The following is a 15,628-nucleotide window of genomic DNA, read 5'->3' as shown; positions in this document are numbered from 1 at the left end:
GGACTGTTTGATGCGCATGCGTCTCCTTTTTGTCAGCGGGGAGCGAGCAAGCGCTCCCGTGCCGCTGGGCGAGTGAGAAGGATCGTGGCTTTGCGCACCGGTCCGTTAGAAGATGTTTCGAGGAATTCAAATCACGGCTGGGGGGCAGGGTCGGTGATTCGTGTCGAGTTGGATGCCGGTGGGGTGGCCGGGATCCGTTTCGTGGTGTCGCCGTTGAAGGCGGCGCAGGAAGTGGCATTCAAGTTCGGCCGCTACCCGTACCTGCTGCCCCAGGCGTGGCGGCACCGTGCCGCCGCGGCGCTGGCCGAGCCGGGCCTGCCGCTGCTGAACGCGCTGGTCGCGCAGGCGGCGACCGGTTATTTCCCGGACTTCGTCAATCCCGTACCGGTCTGCTTCGAGGAAGACGTGGACGACCAGCTGCACAGGGTCGCCACCACACCCGCCGACCGGATCGGCTACGAGGCCGCGATCATCTTCGAAGGCCATCCATGGTGCCTGAATGGCAATGTCAGCCGTGCGCCGGTGATGGCGCGGGCGGCCCAGAGCGGCGAGTCGCGGCTGGCGCAGAGCCTGGCCGAGGAGTTGAAGGTCTTTTGGACGAGGGCGCTCGCCGCGCAATGGCCTCGGATCAGGGAACAGATCCACGCCGACATCGCGCTGCGCGGAGCGCAGACCGCTCGCGACGGCCTCGCCACCATGGTCACCGGACTGGCGCCGTCGCTCCGCTGGCGCGGCGGCGGCCTCGACCTCGCCGTCACGGCCGACGGCGGAGAAACCAGGGCCGACGGGCTGTTACTGACCCCGGCACTGTTCAGGGGAACGGTCACCTTCGCGATCGACCCGCCCGACGCCGTCCATCCCCGACTCCCGATGATCACTTATCCCATCGCCGACACCGCTCCGGCCAAGGCCCACACCCGGCCACCGCGTCTTGGCGCCACCAGGGCCCAACTGCTCCAAGAGCTCACCGCTCCCGCCTCGACAACGGAACTGGCGAAACGACTGAACCTGTCACCGGGAACCGTGTCCTACCACCTCCAAGCCCTTCACCGTGACGGAATGATCCAGCGGGCACGCCAGGCCCAAAGGGTCCTCTACCAGCGGATCATCTAAAGGACTGGCGGCCTTTCGAGCCCCGGCCCTGCCTCCGCCTTGTTAAGGCTCTGGATTCCCTAAGGCAGGGTGTGTACAGGTCGCGATGACGGCGAGCGCGGCTCCCCCATGGCCGAACATGGCCGAACATGGCCGAACGGCCGGTTGTGCGGGCGGCGAAGCGATATTGCGCAGGGGACGTCCGTAGCGTGCAGGGTGTGGGAAGTGATCCTCCGGTGGAGCCGCCCGACCCGCCTGTTTCCAGGTCTGGGGCTGAAACTGGGGTTCACCAGCAGGTGACCGCCGCACGCGATGCTTATATCGCGGGCCGGGACCAGTACATCATCAACGTCGGCGGGCAGAGCGAGGCGTCCTCATCGGCACCGCTGGGTCGGCTGATCGGTGAGCTGGGCGAGCAGGACGCGCTGGCATTGGAGGTCCACCAAGCGTTCGCCGCGGACACGGCGAGCACGTCCGGACATGTGCCCGTGCTGCCGGTGTACCTGCCCCGGCCCGAGTTCGACGACCGGTTGCGCGCCGCCGTCGCGGGCGCGGCGCGCGGCAGCCGCCTGGTGATGGTGGTCGGAGACTCCTCGACGGGCAAGACGCGGGCGTGCTGGGAGGCGATCCGCGCCGAGCTGCCGAACTGGCGGGTCTGGCATCCGCTCACCCCGGGGCGGCCGCTCGCGCTGGCCGAGGCGATCCGCGCCGGACGGGTCACCCCGCGGACGGTGATCTGGCTGAACGAGGCCCAGTTCTACCTCCAACCCGCAGGCGGGGAACTGGTCGCGGCCGAACTGCAGGCGCTCCTGGCCGACCCGGCACGCGCGCCGGTGCTGGTTCTGGGATCGATGTGGCCCAACTTCCGGCGCACCCTGACTCGCGTCCCCGAGGACGAGGCGGATCCGGATCCGCACCGTGCCGCGCGAGCGCTGCTCGACCGGGCCGACTACATCACCGCGCCGCCCGTCTTCACCGCCGCGCAGCTCACCAGCCTGGCCGCCGTCATCTCCACCGACCCGCGCCTGCGCGCCGCGGCCACGCAGGCCCGCGGCGGCCGGATCACCCAGGAACTGGCCGGCGCCCCCGAACTGCTGCGCCGCTACGAGCAGGCAGGCCCGGCCGCGCGGGCGGTGCTGTGGGTCGCGATGGACGCCCGCCGCCTGGATCACGGCCCGCTGCTACCCGAGCCGCTCCTGCGGGAGGCCGCTCCCGGCTACCTGGACGACCACGAATGGGACCAGATCGGCGGCACCGCCTGGTTCCGCGCCGCACTGGAGGAGCTCACCGCACAGCACGTCCGCCTGCCCGGCCCGCTGGTCCAGCACCGTCCCCGCCCCGGGGAACCGGCCCCGGCCGTGCCGTTGTACCGGCTGGCCGACTACCTCGAACAACACGCCCGCACCGAACGCGCCCGCCTCTGCCCGCCCGCGTCGTTCTGGACTGCGGCAGCCCACCACGTCCACACCCCCAACGACCTCGTCGCCCTCGCGGACCAGGCAGAGCGCAGAGGCCGCTACCGCCACGCCGCGCACCTCTACGAGCAGGCCACCGACACCGGCCACCCCGACGCATTCGAGCGCCTGGCCCGGCTGAGGGAGAACGCCGGTGATCGGACGAGTACCGAGCGGCTGGCCCGCCAGGCCCTCGACGCCGGGAACACCGACGCGCTGGTGGCCTTGGCCCGGTCCCGGGAAAAGGCCCTTGACTGGCAAGGCGCCGAGCCGCTCTACCAGCGGGCCGCCGACGCCGGGAACCCCCACGCGCTGGTGGCCCTGGCCGAGCGGCGGGAGAGCGCCGGTGATCGCGCGGCTGCCAAGCGGCTCTACCGCCAGGCCGCCGACGCCGGAAACCCCGAGGCGCTGGAGTCTCTGGCCCGGCAGCGCGAGCGGGCCGGTGACCCGCAGGGCGCCGAGCGACTGGCCTACCGGGCCGCCGACGCCGGGAACACCGACGCGCTGGTGCACCTGGCCCGGCGGCGGGAGAAGAAGGGCGACCGGCGGGGTGCCGAGCGGCTCGCCCACCAGGCCGCCGACGCCGGACACTTCGACGTACTGGCACGCCTGGCCGGGCAGCGAGAGAAGAAGGGCGATCACCGTGGTGCCGAGCGTCTCTACCGGCACGCCGCCGACGCCGGGCACACCACCGCGCTGGAGCACCTGGCCTTGCTGCGGAAGAAGAAGGGTGACCGGCAGGGTGCCGAGCGGCTCTTCCGGCAGGCCGCCGACGCCGGGAACACCGACGCGCTGGTAGCCCTGGCCAACCTGCGGTATGAGGCCGGTGACGGCAAGGATGGCGAGCGGCTCTACCAGCAGGCGGCCGACGCCGGGAACCCCCACGCGCTGACGGTCCTGCTCTGGGCGCGGGAGAACGCCGGGGATCACGAGGACGCCGAGCGGCTCGCCCGGCAGGCCGCCGACGCCGGATACCCCTTCTTGCTGGTGTCCCTGGCCAGTCGGTGGGAGTGGACCGGTGACCCGGAGGGCGCCGAGCGGCTCCTGCGGCAGGGCGCCGACGCCGGAGACGGCTACGCGCTGACGGGCCTGGTCCGGCTCCGCGAGGAGGCCGGTGACGTCGCGGGCGCTGACCTGCTCCGCCGCTTCGGCCTGACCGCCGCCGGAGCCGTCGAGGAACCCTGGACCTAACACCGAGTTCAGGCACCACGACCAACCGAGACCGCGCTTGGCCATGACGCTGTTCGCCCCGAAGCTCTCACACGAGCGCCTAGGCCACGAGATGGGCGGGATGGGGCCACGCCTACCGATCGCGTGCGTCAGGGGCTGTGCGAGGCGCTGGCGGCCCGGTGGCTGGCCGCGCTCGACGCCCACCTGGAGTTGTCCGACGGGTCGCCGTCCTGAACGAGCAACCCCGCACTGCGAAGGCGACCGAGGACGATCCCACGGACTTCCCCCAGCAGATGGCCGTGGACCTATGAGAAAGGCCCGGAAACCGGGCCTGACCTTGGGTGGAGCTGAGGGGATTTGAACCCCTGACCCCCTCGATGCGAACGAGGTGCGCTACCGGACTGCGCTACAGCCCCGAGGACTCCGTAAGGTTAGCAAACATCGAGGGGTGGTCGCGCATCGGTTATTCGCCTACGGCGCGGCGGTCGTCGGCGTACTGGTCGAAGACGTCGTCGGGGGCGACGAGTTCGATCACCTCGGCGGCCTCCGGGGCCTCGGCGGGCTCCGCGGACTCGGTGGCGCGGGCGCGGGCCTGCGCGCGGGCCAGGGCCGCCGCGCGGGCGTCGCGGGCGGCCTGGCGGCGGGCCGCGTCCATGCCGACGGCGACGCGGAGCAGGGTCAGGTGGCCGGCGAACAGGACGGTCGGCGGCGCGATGACCCACCACGGGGCGAGGCCGGACGCGACGACGGCCCCGGCGGTGACGACCAGGGCCGCGAGGCCGGTGGTGCGGCGGCGGCGCCGGGCGATGACGGCGGCGCGGGTCGTCCGGCGGCGGGGGCGCGGTTCGGGGACGGCTTCGGGAGCGGCCTCCGGAGTGATCTCGGGCTCGGCCTCCTCCGCGTCCTCCTCCTCGTCGTCGGCGCGTTTGTGGAGGAGCCGGGTGATGCCGGTGTTCTCGGTGTCGCGGCGCAGCCACATGGGTACGAGGACGACGGCCCACACGGCGACGATGGCGAGGTAAAGGACCGCGCTGCTCATCGGCTCCACCGCCCCGGGGCACGCTCGACGGGCGGGCCGACTTTCGGCGCGCGAGCGTGCAATGGGAGCAGGGCCACGCCCCGCACGGTACGAGGGCCTGTCAGAGGTTGACGAGCATAAGGGGCGGTGTGTCGCGAGATCGAGCTCGCCGTTACTCTCCGTTTGCCGTGCCTTCTCAGTCGCAGGATTCTTACGGACGGAAAGTCAGCGCCGACTCAAGTGTGCCGGGGAAATGCCTGTTTACGCTCGGCGAGCCAGCGTGCGCGCAGGCCACCGGGGACGTCCTCGACGGTGAGGGCGTAGCAGATGTGGTCCCGCCACGCTCCGTCGATGTGCAGATGGCGGCGCCGAATTCCCTCTTCCCGGAATCCGAGCTTTTCGACGACGCGGCGGCTCGCGGTGTTCTCCGGACGGATATTCGCCTCCAGCCGGTGCAGTCCGACGGTGAAGAAACAGTGGTCGACGGCGAGCGCGACGGCGGTGGGAATGACGCCGCGTCCGGCGACCTGCTTGTCCACCCAGTAGCCGATCTGCGCGGACCGGGCCGAGCCCCACACGACGGCGCCGATGGTGAGCTGTCCGGCGAACCGGTCGTCGTAGGTCACGACCCAGGGGAGGGCGAGGCCCTGCCGGGCCTCGCGGCGCATGGTGTGGACCATGCTGAGGTAGGGGCCGAGCCCGCTGCGGAACAGCGGCGTCTCGGGGTTGGTGGGCTCCCAGGGACGGAGCCAGTCGGCGTTCCGTACGCGCAGTTCACGCCATACCGCGGCGTCGCGGTGCCGGAGCGGCCGCAGGCCCACGGGACCCTCGGCCAGGGTGACCGGCCATCCCCGCAATCGTTCCACGCTTCCATGATTCCCTGGTCGGACGTCCGGACGCCATCGATTGTCACCGAGAATTCGGGCACTCGACGCGGCGGCCGCGTTTCATGGCCCATATGACGCGGAGGTCGTCGTCCAGGACGGCGAGGTCGGCGTCCTTGCCGGGCTCCAGCGACCCGGTCCGCGAGTCGAGGCCCAGCGCGCGCGCCGGGGTGAGCGACGCGGACTCGGCGGCTTCGTGCACGGCCAGCCCCGCGTCGGCGACGGCGGCGCGGAACGCGTCGGCCATGGTGATGGTGCTGCCCGCGATGGACGTCCCGCCGACGAGCGTGGCGCGGCCGTCGCGGACCTCGACGTCCATCACGCCAAGCCGGTACTCGCCGTCGCCCATCCCGGCGGCGGCCATCGCGTCGGTGATCAGCGCGACGCGGGACGGTCCCGCCGCCGCGAACGCCAGCCGCGCGACCGCGGGCTCGACGTGCACCCCGTCGTTGATCAGCTCGACGGTGACGCGGGGGTCGGTGAGCGCGGCGACGGCCGGTCCGCCCTCGCGGTGGTGCGGCGGGCGCATCGCGTTGAACAGGTGCGTCGCGACGCGGGCGCCGAGGTCGAACGCGGCCCGGGACGTCTCGCCGGTGGCCTCGGTGTGGCCGACGGCGGCGATCACGCCGGCGTCCACCGCGTCCCGGACGAGGTCGAGCGCGCCCGGCAGCTCCGGCGCGATCGTGATCATGCGGACGTGCCCGCGGCCGAGGCGGACCAGCTCGCGGAACTCGGCGCGGTCGGGCAGGCGCAGCAGGGCGGGATCGTGGGCGCCGCAGCGTGCGCGGGCGAGGTAGGGGCCTTCCAGGTGGATGCCCGCGATGAGGCCCTCCGCGGCGAGGTCGGCGAGGCTCGCGACGGCGGCGGCCAGTTCTTCGGGCGAGCCGGTGACGAGGCTCGCCATGGTGGTCGTCGTCCCGTGGCACAGGTGGAACGCGGCGGCGCGGCGGGCCTCGTCGTGCCGTCCGAGCTGGTAGGACGCGCCCGCCCCGCCGTGGACGTGCATGTCGACGAACCCGGGCACGACGTAGCGGCCGCCGACGTCGATCACTTCGCCGTCGGCCGCCGCCGTTCCGGAGTCGGCGATCTTGCCGTCCGCGATGTGCAGGTCGCCGTCGCGGACGCCGCCGGGGAGCACGATCCGCGCGCCAGCGAGAACGGTCATCGGACGTCCTGCGACGCTGCGGAGGGAGCGTCCTGGGGGGCGGCGCGGCGATCGGTCAGCATCGAACCTCCCTGTTGATCGTTGTTGATTGTTTCATGGCATGAATGTGCATTAAAGGCCATGGGTGCGCATGGCTAGAATCCCGATGATGCAGCTCTTCCCCGCTCATTCCCGCTCTTTGTCGCTTTCCCCGCACGTCCGTCCCCAGGAGAGGAGGCCGGTGTGACCCGGCACGAACGCTGGAACTCGCTGCTGGAACTCCTCTCGGACGCCGGCCGGCTGACCGTCGAGGAGGCGTCCGCGCGGATGAACGTGTCCGCCGCGACGATCCGCCGCGACTTCGACCAGTTGGCTCAGCAGCAGATGCTGACCCGTACCCGCGGCGGGGCCGTCGCGCAGAGCGTCAGCTACGACCTGCCGCTGCGGTACAAGGCGGCGCGGCACGCGACGGAGAAGCAGCGGATCGCGGCCGCGACGGCGGAACTCGCGAAACCCGGCTCGATCATCGGACTGAACGGCGGGACGACGACGTCGGAGGTGGCGCGGGTCCTCGCGACGCGCGCCGACCTGCACGCGGAGGGGGCCGCCCCGGCGATCACGATCGTGACGAACGCGCTGAACATCGGGAACGAGCTGGCCGTCCGGCCGCATGTGAAGATCGTCCTGACCGGCGGGGTGCCGCGGCCGCAGTCGTACGAGCTGACCGGTCCATTGGCCACCGGGATCTTCGACCACGTGACGCTCGACGTCGCGATCCTCGGCGTGAACGGGGTGGACGCCCGGCACGGCGCGACCTGCCACAACGAGGGCGAGGCGGACGTGAACCGGCGGATGGCCGAGCGCGCCGACCAGGTCGTGGTGGTCGCGGACGGCTCCAAGGTGGGGCACCGCGCGTTCGCCCGCATCTGCGACGTCACGGAGATCGACATCCTGGTGACGGACGCGAAGGTCTCCGAGGACGAGATCGCGGCCTTCACCGAGGCGGGCGTCCACGTGATCCAGGCTTAGGGCGACGGCGGAGCCATAGCCGACGCCGGTCTAGGCGGAGGCCAGCACTCGCTTAGCCGTAGCCGACAGTCATCCAGCCTCAGCCGATGCTCGTCGCCGTAGCCAGTGCTCGCAAGCGCAGCCGCCGCTCGTCCAAGCGCAGGCGGCACTCGTCCAGCCATGCCTGTGCCCGCCTAGCCACGGCCGACGCTCGCCAGGGCGCTAGCCGGTGCTCGTTCAGGCGTTAGCCAATGCACCTCGGGCACCGCCAGGCGTTCGCCAATCGAGCCAGCGCCCGTCCAGGCGGCTAACGGTCATCCACACTCGCCCCTGGGCATGTTCAGGCTGGTGACCTCAGCCTGAGGGACGGGGGTGGTCGCCGCCTTTGATCTGGTCTACGGCGTGGGACAGGACGCGGCCCAGTACCGCCATCCCGTCGCGGACGCCGCCCGTCGATCCCGGCAGGTTCACGATGAGCGTGCCGCCCGCCACCCCGGCGACCCCGCGCGACAGGATCGCCGTGGGCACCACGTCGCGCCCCTCCAGCCGGACGGCCTCCGCGATGCCCGGGATCTCCCATTCGAGCACCCGGCGGGTCATCTCGGGCGTCTGATCGGTCGGGGTGAGCCCCGTCCCGCCGGACGTGACGACGACGTCGTACCCGGCGGCGACCGCGTCCCGCAGGACCTCCGCGACCGGCTCACCATCCGGGACGACGACCGGCCCGTCCACCTGGCAGCCGAGGTCCTCCAGCATCTCGACCAGCACCGGCCCCGACTTGTCGGCGTAGACCCCTGCGGCGGCCCGGTTCGACACGGTGACCGCCATCGCCCTGATCACCGCAACCCCACCCATCGACACACCACCACCGAAACCGACACCGGGCTCACCGTCGCCACGTCCCGGTCTTGCCGCCGGTCTTCTCCTCGACCCGGACGTCCGTGATCACGGCGGCCGGGTCGACCGCCTTGACCATGTCGACCAGCGCGAGCGCCGCGACGCTCACCGAGGTCAGCGCCTCCATCTCCACTCCCGTCCGGTCCGCGGTACGCGCCACGGCGGTGATCGAAACCCCGCCATCGCGAACCTCCAGGTCGACCGTGACGCCGTGCAGGGCGATCGGATGGCACAGCGGGACGAGGTCCGGCACCCGCTTGGCCCCCATGATTCCTGCGATCCGCGCGACGGACAGGGCGTCCCCCTTGGGAATGTCACCCGCACGCAGCAGCGCGACGCATTCGGACGACAGCCGAACGAACCCGGAAGCCGTCGCCGTCCTGGACGACACGTCCTTCCCGGACACGTCGACCATCCGCGCCGCGCCCGCGTCGTCCAGATGGGTGAATTCGGAAGAACCCTCGGCACTCACGACGGCAATCTCATCACGTCGACGTGCGACCCTGCCGGGAGGGCCTCCACATCCTCTGGCAATTCGATGAGCGCGTTCGCCGTCGCCAGGGACCCGAGCTGGTGCGAGCCCTGCACACCCGCCGCGGTGACGGTGTAGAAGCCCCGATTGAACGACAGCCTGCCGCGTAGGAAATGACGCAACCCCGCAGGCGATTTGACGTCCTCCCCCAGAACAGCGCTCACCTTCGCCCCCGAGTCAGGGGGCAACCCCTGCATGGCCCTCAGCGCAGGACGCACGAAAACCTGGAACGACACGTACGCGCTCACCGGATTACCGGGAAGGGTGAAAACCGGTGTGCCTTCCAGCAAGCCGAACCCTTGCGGCTTACCGGGACGCATCCGCACCTTGTGAAAATTCACCGTCCCGGTACCCGCGAGCACTTCCTTGACCACGTCCCTGGTGCCCATCGAGACCCCGCCCGTGGTGACGATGGCGTCGGCCCGGACGAGCTGGTCCTCCAGCATCTCCATGACCTTGCCGGGCTCGTCCTCGACGGTCGCCTGCCGGTACCCCACTCCCCCGGCCTCGACGACGGCCGCGGTGAGCATGTAGGCGTTGGACTCCCAGATCTGCCCGGGAGCAAGCCCCTCACCCGGTTCGCGCAGCTCGTCCCCGGTCGCGACGACCACGACGCGCGGCTTCGGCCGGACGGTCACCCGGGGCCGTCCCACCGCGGCGATCATGCCGAGCTGCGCCGCGCCGAGCCGCGTGCCCGCGGCCACGACGACCTGGCCCGCGGTCACGTCCTCGCCCGCCCGGCGGATGTAGTTGCCGGGCGGCGCGGCCCGCGAGATCCGGACGGTGGCGTTGCCGCCGTCCGTCCACTCGACCGGGACGACCGCGTCGGCCCCGGCGGGCAGCGGCGCGCCCGTCATGATCCGGGCGGACAGCCCGGGACGGATCGCCGCCACGCCCGTGTCACCGGCGACGATGTCGCCGACGACGGGCAGCGATACCGGCGCGGACTCGGTCGCGGCGGCGATGTCGGCCGCGACGACCGCGTAGCCGTCCATCGCCGAGTTGTCGAACGGCGGCAGCGGCACCGGGGCCGTCACGGGCTCGGCGAGCACCGCCCCCTGGGCCTCCAGCAGCGCGAGGTCGAGCGGCGGCAGGACCGCCACGCTGCCGAGGATGTCCGCCAGGTGCTCGCCGACCGTACGCATGCCCGCCGCTCCCGCCGTTCCCGTCCCGCCAGTCCGGCCCGTCCCGTTCGTCACGACTCCCCGGAGGCGTCCTGGTCGCGGACGAACTCGCGCAGCCAGGGCATGAACTCCGGCGCCAGGTCGGGACGCTCCGCCGCGAACTGGACGACCGTCCGCAGGTACTCCAGCTTGTTCCCGGTGTCGTAGCGGCGCCCGCGGAACTTCACGCCGTACACGCCGCCGCCCTGGTCGGCGGGCATGTCGGCGAGGGTGCGCAGCGCGTCGGTCAACTGGATCTCGCCGCCGCGCCCGGGCGGGGTCTTCTCCAAGACGTCGAACACCGCGGGGTCGCAGACGTACCGGCCGATGATGATCCAGTTGCTCGGCGCCTCCTCCATGGACGGCTTCTCCACGAGGTCGGAGATGCGGACGACGTCGTCCTCGTCCGTCGGCTCGATGGCCGCGCACCCGTACGCCGAGACCTGGTCAGGCTCGACCTCCATCAGCGCGATCACGCTGCCGCCGAACTGGTCGCGCACCTCGATCATGCGCCGCAGCAGCTTGTCCCGGGCGTCGATCATGTCGTCGCCGAGCAGCACCGCGAACGGCTCGCGGCCGACGTGCTGGCGCGCGCAGTGCACCGCGTGCCCGAGCCCGCGCGGCTCGCCCTGCCGCACGTAGTGCATGATCGCAAGGTCGCTGGACTCGTGGACGGCGTCGAGCCGCTCCGCGTCGCCCTTGGCGCGCAGCGCCTCCTCAAGCTCGTAGGCTCGGTCGAAGTGGTCCTCGATGGACCGCTTGCTCCGGCCGGTGACCATGAGGACGTCGCTCAGCCCGGCGTCGACCGCCTCCTCCACGACGTACTGGATCGCCGGTTTGTCGACGATGGGCAGCATTTCCTTGGGGGTCGCCTTGGTGGCGGGCAAGAATCGGGTACCGAGACCGGCCGCCGGGACGACCGCCTTGAGCACAGGTGTGATGTCGGCCATGTAGAGACCCTAACCACCCACGAGGACGCCAGCGTGCAGGACATCCTTCCAAAGACCGACCTCCGAGCCGCCGTGCTGGGCAAACGCGCCGCGATGCCGCCGGAGGCCCGCGCCGAGGCCGGACGATCGATCCGGGACGCGCTGCTGTCCCTGCCGGAGATGGAGATGGCGGGGACGGTCGCCGCCTACGTCTCGGTGGGCACCGAGCCCGACACGCGCGGGCTGCTGTTCGCGCTGTGGAAGCGCGGCACGTACGTGATCCTCCCCCGCCTCCTCCCGGACGGCGACCTCGACTGGGCGTCCTACGAGGGGCCCGACTCGCTCGTCCCGGGGCCGCGCGGGTGCCTGGAGCCGTCCGAGCCGCCGCGCGGCGTCGGAGCCGTGGCCAGCGCGGACGTCGTCCTCGCCCCGGCGCTCGCCGCCGACCGGACGGGCCTGCGCCTCGGCCGCGGCGGCGGCTCCTACGACCGGGCGCTCGCGCGGGTCGGCCCGGCGATCCTGACGGTGGCGCTGCTGTACGACGGGGAGATCGTCCCGGCGCTGCGGGCGGAGCCGCACGACCGGCGCGTCCGGGCGGCCGTGACGCCGTCGGACGGCCTCGTCCGGCTCGGCTGACCGCCCCACCCGGCCGAAGGTCCGGCCTCCCGGTCGGGGGTTCGGCCTCCCGGCCGGGGGTTCGGCTTCCCGCCGACCGTTCGGGCTGTTCGGTTCGCCTTTTCGGACGGCCCATAGGGTGAGGGGCAAGATCGCGGCTCGGGGGACGCGGTGCGGCGGAGGTCGGAACGGGAGGTTCGAAAATGACGGCGCCGTGGCGGATCCTTTCCCTGCCCCCGATCGACGAGGACCTCGTCCGGGGCCTGTTCGCGCCGCTCGGCGGCGCCGCGGAGGTCGCGTTCCCGGCGGCGCGCGACCGCGCCGCCCTGCTCGCCGCGCTGCCCGCGGCGGACATCGTGATCGCCGACTTCACCGGACGGCTCGCGCTGGACGCCGAGGCCGTCGCCGCCGCGTCGCGGGTGGCGTTCGTCCAGATGCCCGCCGTCGGGACCGACAGCATCGACGTCGCCGCCCTGACGGCCGCCGGGGTCCCCGTGGCGAACGCCGCCGGGTTCAACGCGCGGGGCGTCGCCGAATGGGCGGTGGGCGCCGCGTTCTCTCTGTGCAGGAACCTCGCCTGGGGCGACCGTGCGGTCCGTGCGGGCGGGTGGCCGCAAATGGAGATGACCGCAAGGACACCGCGCGAAATCCACACGCAGCGGGTCGGCATCGTGGGTTTCGGGGCGATCGGCTCTGAGGCGGCACGGCTCTTCACCGCGCTCGGCTGCACGGTGTCCTACTGGACGAGGCGGAAGCGCCCCGACGCACCGGCGACATACCGCGACCTGGACGACCTCATGGCGACGTCCGACATCCTCGTCATCGCCCTGCCCCGCACGGACGACACCAAGGGCCTGATCGGTCCGGAACGCCTCGCCCTCATGCCGGACAACGCGCTGCTAGTGAACGTGGCCCGTGGCGGTATCGCGCCTGACGACGCCGTCCTCGACGCACTGAATTCGGGACGCCTCGCTGGCGCGGCCCTAGACGTGTTCGACCAGGAACCCCTTCCGGTGGAGCATCCGCTGCGCTCGAACGAGAACGTCCTGCTGTCGCCGCACACGGCGGGCGGATCCGTCCAGTCCCAACTGAACCTGGTGGCCTTGGTGCGGGACAACGTGACCGCGGCCGTCGAGGGCCGGGACGTCCGCCATATCGTGAACGGGATGAAGCCGCAGGTCAGACGGCGATAACCAGCGTTCCCGACATGCCGACCATCAACCGAAAATACGCGATCGGCCGGTGAATCTGTAGGATTCCTCAACGATCAACTTTGACGACCTCGAAGGGTGGGATGTGCATCTCGACCTCTGGCTACTCCTCGGGGCCACGCTCGTACTCTGCGCCATCGTCGCGGTCAGGCTCTCGCACCAGGCGGGCCTCCCGACCCTGCTGGCGTACATGGGCCTCGGCCTCCTCATCGGCGAGTCCGGCCCCCTCCACATCAACTTCGACGACGTCGAGCTGGCCGAGACGCTCGGCCTCGCCGCGCTCGTCCTGATCCTCGCCGAGGGCGGCCTCACCACGAGCTGGCGGCACGTCCGCCCGGCCGTCCCCGCGGCGATCAGCGTGTCCATCATCGGCACGCTGGTCAGCATCGTCGTGGTCGGCCTCGCCGCCATGTGGCTCGTCGGCCTGGACTGGCGGCCCGCGTTCCTGCTCGCCGCCGTGCTCGCCCCGACCGACGCGGCCGCCGTGTTCTCGGTGCTGCGGCGGCTGCCGCTGCCGTCCCGGCTGTCCGGGCTGCTGGAGGCCGAGTCCGGCTTCAACGACGCGCCCGTCGTGATCATCGTGGTGACGCTCAGCACGCACACCGGCGTCCCGAACCTCGCCGAGCTGCTCGGCGTCATGGTGTACGAGCTGGCCGCGGGCGCGGTCATCGGCATCGTCGTCGGCTGGCTCGGGGCCCAGGCGCTGCGCCGCGTCGCGCTGCCCGCGTCCGGCCTCTACCCCATCGCGGTGCTGTCCCTGTCGATCGGGTCGTACGGGGCGGCGACCCTGCTGCACGCCAGCGGGTTCCTCGCCGTGTACGTCAGCGCGGTCGTGCTCGGCAACGCGCGGCTTCCCCACCGTCCGGCCACGCGCGGCTTCGCCGAGGGCGTCGGGTGGCTCGCCCAGATCGGGCTGTTCGTGATGCTGGGGCTGCTGGCCTCGCCCAGCGAACTGCCCCAGCAGATCGTCCCCGCGCTGGTGGTCGGGTTCGTGCTGCTGCTGATCGCGCGTCCGGTGTCGGTCGTGGTCTCCACGGTCGGGTTCAAGATGTCGTGGGGGGAGAAGCTCTTCGCGTCCTGGGCCGGGTTGCGGGGCGCGGTCCCGATCGTCCTCGCCACCATCCCGATGGTGCAGGACGTGCAGAGCGCCGACCGCATGTTCGCGATCGTCTTCAACATCGTCGTGGTGTTCACCCTGTTGCAGGGGCCCACGCTGCCCCTGGCGGCGAAATGGTGCCGGTTGGAGAGCGACGAGCAGACCCGCGAACTGGACGTCGAAGCCGCTCCCCTGGAGGAACTGCACGCCGATCTACTGGAAGTGCGTATACCGGCGGACTCCATGCTGAGCGGAGTGGAGATATTCGAGCTGCGGCTACCTCCCGGTGCGTCTGTCACCCTCGTCGTCCGGGACGGGACGAGTTTCGTCCCCGAACCCACGACGCCCCTCCAGGCGGGTGACACTCTGCTGGTCGTCACCACCGACGCCGTACGGGACTCCACCGAACGGCGCCTGCGCGCGGTGAGCCGCAGGGGAAAGCTGGCCGGCTGGTTCGGCGAGCAGGGCACGTGACCGTTCCGGCCGCCCGCCTGGCGACGGGCCCGATGACCCGTTCGGGAACAGGCCGGGGGCGAATCCTGTTCCAAGGATCGGTACCATTAGCAGTCGTTCAGAGTGAGTGCCAGCCCGCGGATCCGGCAGGCTGAGTCAACGAGGAGGAACCGTGCCGACGTATCAGTACGTTTGCACCGAGTGCGGCGAGCCTCTGGAGGTCGTGCAGAAGTTCAGCGACGACGCGCTGACCGAGTGCCCGGCCTGCGACGGCAAGCTCCGCAAGGTCTTCTCGGCGGCGGGGATCATCTTCAAGGGTTCGGGCTTCTACCGTACGGACAGCCGCTCGGGCTCCGGCAAGTCCTCGACCACGAGCGCCTCGTCGAACGGCTCGTCGTCGAACGGTGAGTCGGCCAAGTCGGACTCGTCCTCGAAGTCGTCCGACTCGACCTCTTCGTCGTCTTCGTCTTCGTCGGGCTCGTCTTCGTCTGGGAGCGACTCGTCGTCGTCCAGCAAGTCGTCCGGCAAGTCGTCGTCCGAGAAGGTCGCCTGACCCTTCAGACCCCGGCACCACCTAGCCGGAGGGTTCGTCCCGGACGTCCGTCCACGTCCGTCCGGGGATGTGATCCTCCGGCCTTAGGCATATCCGTAGGTTCTCCTTTCGCATAGCCGCAGGCCCCCTTTGGCCTTCGCGGCTGTTCTTTCGCGGCGCGCCCGTCCTTGTGGGGGGCGCGCCTTCTACATCTCAAGGGGTAGCCGCGCCGCCCTCCCTGCCCCAGAGGACGTAGCGCGGATCGCGCCCCACGCCCGACGCGCGGGCGGGCGCCCCTCGCGACCATAGAGGGACCTTGAGGAGACGGGGACCGGCGAGTCTCCCGGTTGACAGTTAACTCTCCTTTAGAGAGACTCTTGAACAGAGAAACTCGGACGGGCGCCGTCGAGATCTCGCGATACTACTTGAC

At 71.3% G+C, this 15,628-nt stretch carries 14 protein-coding genes, 1 tRNA gene and 1 pseudogene; 7 read left to right on the top strand and 9 right to left on the bottom strand.

Translation table 11 applies throughout. From position 1 onward, the window contains the following. Positions 1 to 153: 153 nt before the first annotated feature. Both ACH01S_RS17025 and ACH01S_RS17020 read left to right on the top strand, forming a co-directional pair. The gene (locus tag ACH01S_RS17025) at positions 154 to 1,113 is read left to right on the top strand and encodes a winged helix-turn-helix domain-containing protein (protein ID WP_067892251.1); all 960 of its coding nucleotides are present in this window, start codon (positions 154 to 156) and stop codon (positions 1,111 to 1,113) included. Between the two features lie 275 nt (positions 1,114 to 1,388). Then, positions 1,389 to 3,737, top strand: coding sequence for a hypothetical protein (locus ACH01S_RS17020; RefSeq protein ID WP_067892249.1), 2,349 nt, complete (start codon positions 1,389 to 1,391; stop codon positions 3,735 to 3,737). Between the two features lie 321 nt (positions 3,738 to 4,058). On the opposite strand, the gene ACH01S_RS17015 is transcribed toward ACH01S_RS17020, so the two are convergent. The 4 genes from ACH01S_RS17015 to nagA form a co-directional block, all read right to left on the bottom strand. Beyond that, positions 4,059 to 4,132: transfer RNA gene (locus tag ACH01S_RS17015), tRNA-Ala, on the bottom strand. 47 nt (positions 4,133 to 4,179) lie between these two features. Continuing rightward, positions 4,180 to 4,755 carry a divisome protein SepX/GlpR gene (gene sepX, locus ACH01S_RS17010; protein ID WP_067892247.1) on the bottom strand — a complete coding sequence of 192 codons (576 nt, stop codon included), beginning with the start codon at positions 4,753 to 4,755 and terminating at the stop codon, positions 4,180 to 4,182. Positions 4,756 to 4,970: 215 nt separating this feature from the next. Continuing rightward, positions 4,971 to 5,591: a GNAT family N-acetyltransferase gene (locus ACH01S_RS17005; RefSeq protein ID WP_067892245.1), complete on the bottom strand. Its 621-nt coding sequence runs from the start codon at positions 5,589 to 5,591 to the stop codon at positions 4,971 to 4,973. Between the two features lie 52 nt (positions 5,592 to 5,643). Then, entirely contained in the window at positions 5,644 to 6,783 is a 1,140-nt protein-coding gene (nagA, locus tag ACH01S_RS17000; protein WP_067892243.1) for an N-acetylglucosamine-6-phosphate deacetylase, read from the bottom strand. Positions 6,784 to 7,005: 222 nt separating this feature from the next. Between nagA and ACH01S_RS16995 the strand changes: the two genes are divergently transcribed. Next, positions 7,006 to 7,791 carry a DeoR/GlpR family DNA-binding transcription regulator gene (locus ACH01S_RS16995; RefSeq protein WP_067892241.1) on the top strand — a complete coding sequence of 262 codons (786 nt, stop codon included), beginning with the start codon at positions 7,006 to 7,008 and terminating at the stop codon, positions 7,789 to 7,791. Between the two features lie 333 nt (positions 7,792 to 8,124). On the opposite strand, the gene ACH01S_RS16990 is transcribed toward ACH01S_RS16995, so the two are convergent. Genes ACH01S_RS16990 through galU form a run of 4 tightly spaced genes read right to left on the bottom strand, consistent with a single transcriptional unit; the run spans position 8,125 to position 11,312 of the window. Further along, the gene (locus tag ACH01S_RS16990) at positions 8,125 to 8,625 is read right to left on the bottom strand and encodes a MogA/MoaB family molybdenum cofactor biosynthesis protein (RefSeq protein WP_067892239.1); all 501 of its coding nucleotides are present in this window, start codon (positions 8,623 to 8,625) and stop codon (positions 8,125 to 8,127) included. A gap of 31 nt (positions 8,626 to 8,656) precedes the next feature. Further along, on the bottom strand, positions 8,657 to 9,139 hold the full coding sequence (gene moaC, locus ACH01S_RS16985) for a cyclic pyranopterin monophosphate synthase MoaC (RefSeq protein WP_067892237.1): 483 nt from the start codon (positions 9,137 to 9,139) through the stop codon (positions 8,657 to 8,659). Beyond that, positions 9,136 to 10,344: a molybdotransferase-like divisome protein Glp gene (gene glp, locus ACH01S_RS16980; protein WP_067892235.1), complete on the bottom strand. Its 1,209-nt coding sequence runs from the start codon at positions 10,342 to 10,344 to the stop codon at positions 9,136 to 9,138. The genes moaC and glp overlap by 4 nt, the downstream gene beginning before the upstream one ends. Positions 10,345 to 10,394: 50 nt before the next feature. After that, on the bottom strand, positions 10,395 to 11,312 hold the full coding sequence (gene galU / locus ACH01S_RS16975; RefSeq protein ID WP_174564886.1) for a UTP--glucose-1-phosphate uridylyltransferase GalU: 918 nt from the start codon (positions 11,310 to 11,312) through the stop codon (positions 10,395 to 10,397). 33 nt (positions 11,313 to 11,345) lie between these two features. Between galU and ACH01S_RS16970 the strand changes: the two genes are divergently transcribed. The 4 genes and pseudogenes from ACH01S_RS16970 to ACH01S_RS46650 form a co-directional block, all read left to right on the top strand. After that, a complete protein-coding gene (locus tag ACH01S_RS16970; RefSeq protein ID WP_083980778.1) occupies positions 11,346 to 11,927 on the top strand; it encodes a 5-formyltetrahydrofolate cyclo-ligase in 582 nt (193 codons plus the stop codon). Positions 11,928 to 12,109: 182 nt separating this feature from the next. Then, positions 12,110 to 13,099: an NAD(P)-dependent oxidoreductase gene (locus ACH01S_RS16965; protein ID WP_067892231.1), complete on the top strand. Its 990-nt coding sequence runs from the start codon at positions 12,110 to 12,112 to the stop codon at positions 13,097 to 13,099. A gap of 103 nt (positions 13,100 to 13,202) precedes the next feature. Then, complete coding sequence (locus ACH01S_RS16960; RefSeq protein WP_067892229.1) at positions 13,203 to 14,687, top strand: potassium/proton antiporter; 1,485 nt, start codon at positions 13,203 to 13,205, stop codon at positions 14,685 to 14,687. A 106-nt stretch (positions 14,688 to 14,793) separates the two neighbouring features. Next, positions 14,794 to 14,979, top strand: a pseudogene (locus ACH01S_RS46650) (FmdB family zinc ribbon protein); the annotation flags it as partial. Between the two features lie 14 nt (positions 14,980 to 14,993). On the opposite strand, the gene ACH01S_RS46645 reads toward ACH01S_RS46650, so the two are convergent. Beyond that, on the bottom strand, positions 14,994 to 15,194 hold the full coding sequence (locus ACH01S_RS46645; protein ID WP_067892227.1) for a hypothetical protein: 201 nt from the start codon (positions 15,192 to 15,194) through the stop codon (positions 14,994 to 14,996). Positions 15,195 to 15,628: the final 434 nt, after the last annotated feature.

Origin of the sequence: Actinomadura chibensis NBRC 106107 (assembly GCF_001552135.1) — a bacterium.
GTDB classification, from domain to species: Bacteria; Actinomycetota; Actinomycetes; order Streptosporangiales; family Streptosporangiaceae; genus Spirillospora; species Spirillospora chibensis.
This window is presented reverse-complemented; position numbering and strand designations above follow the sequence as displayed.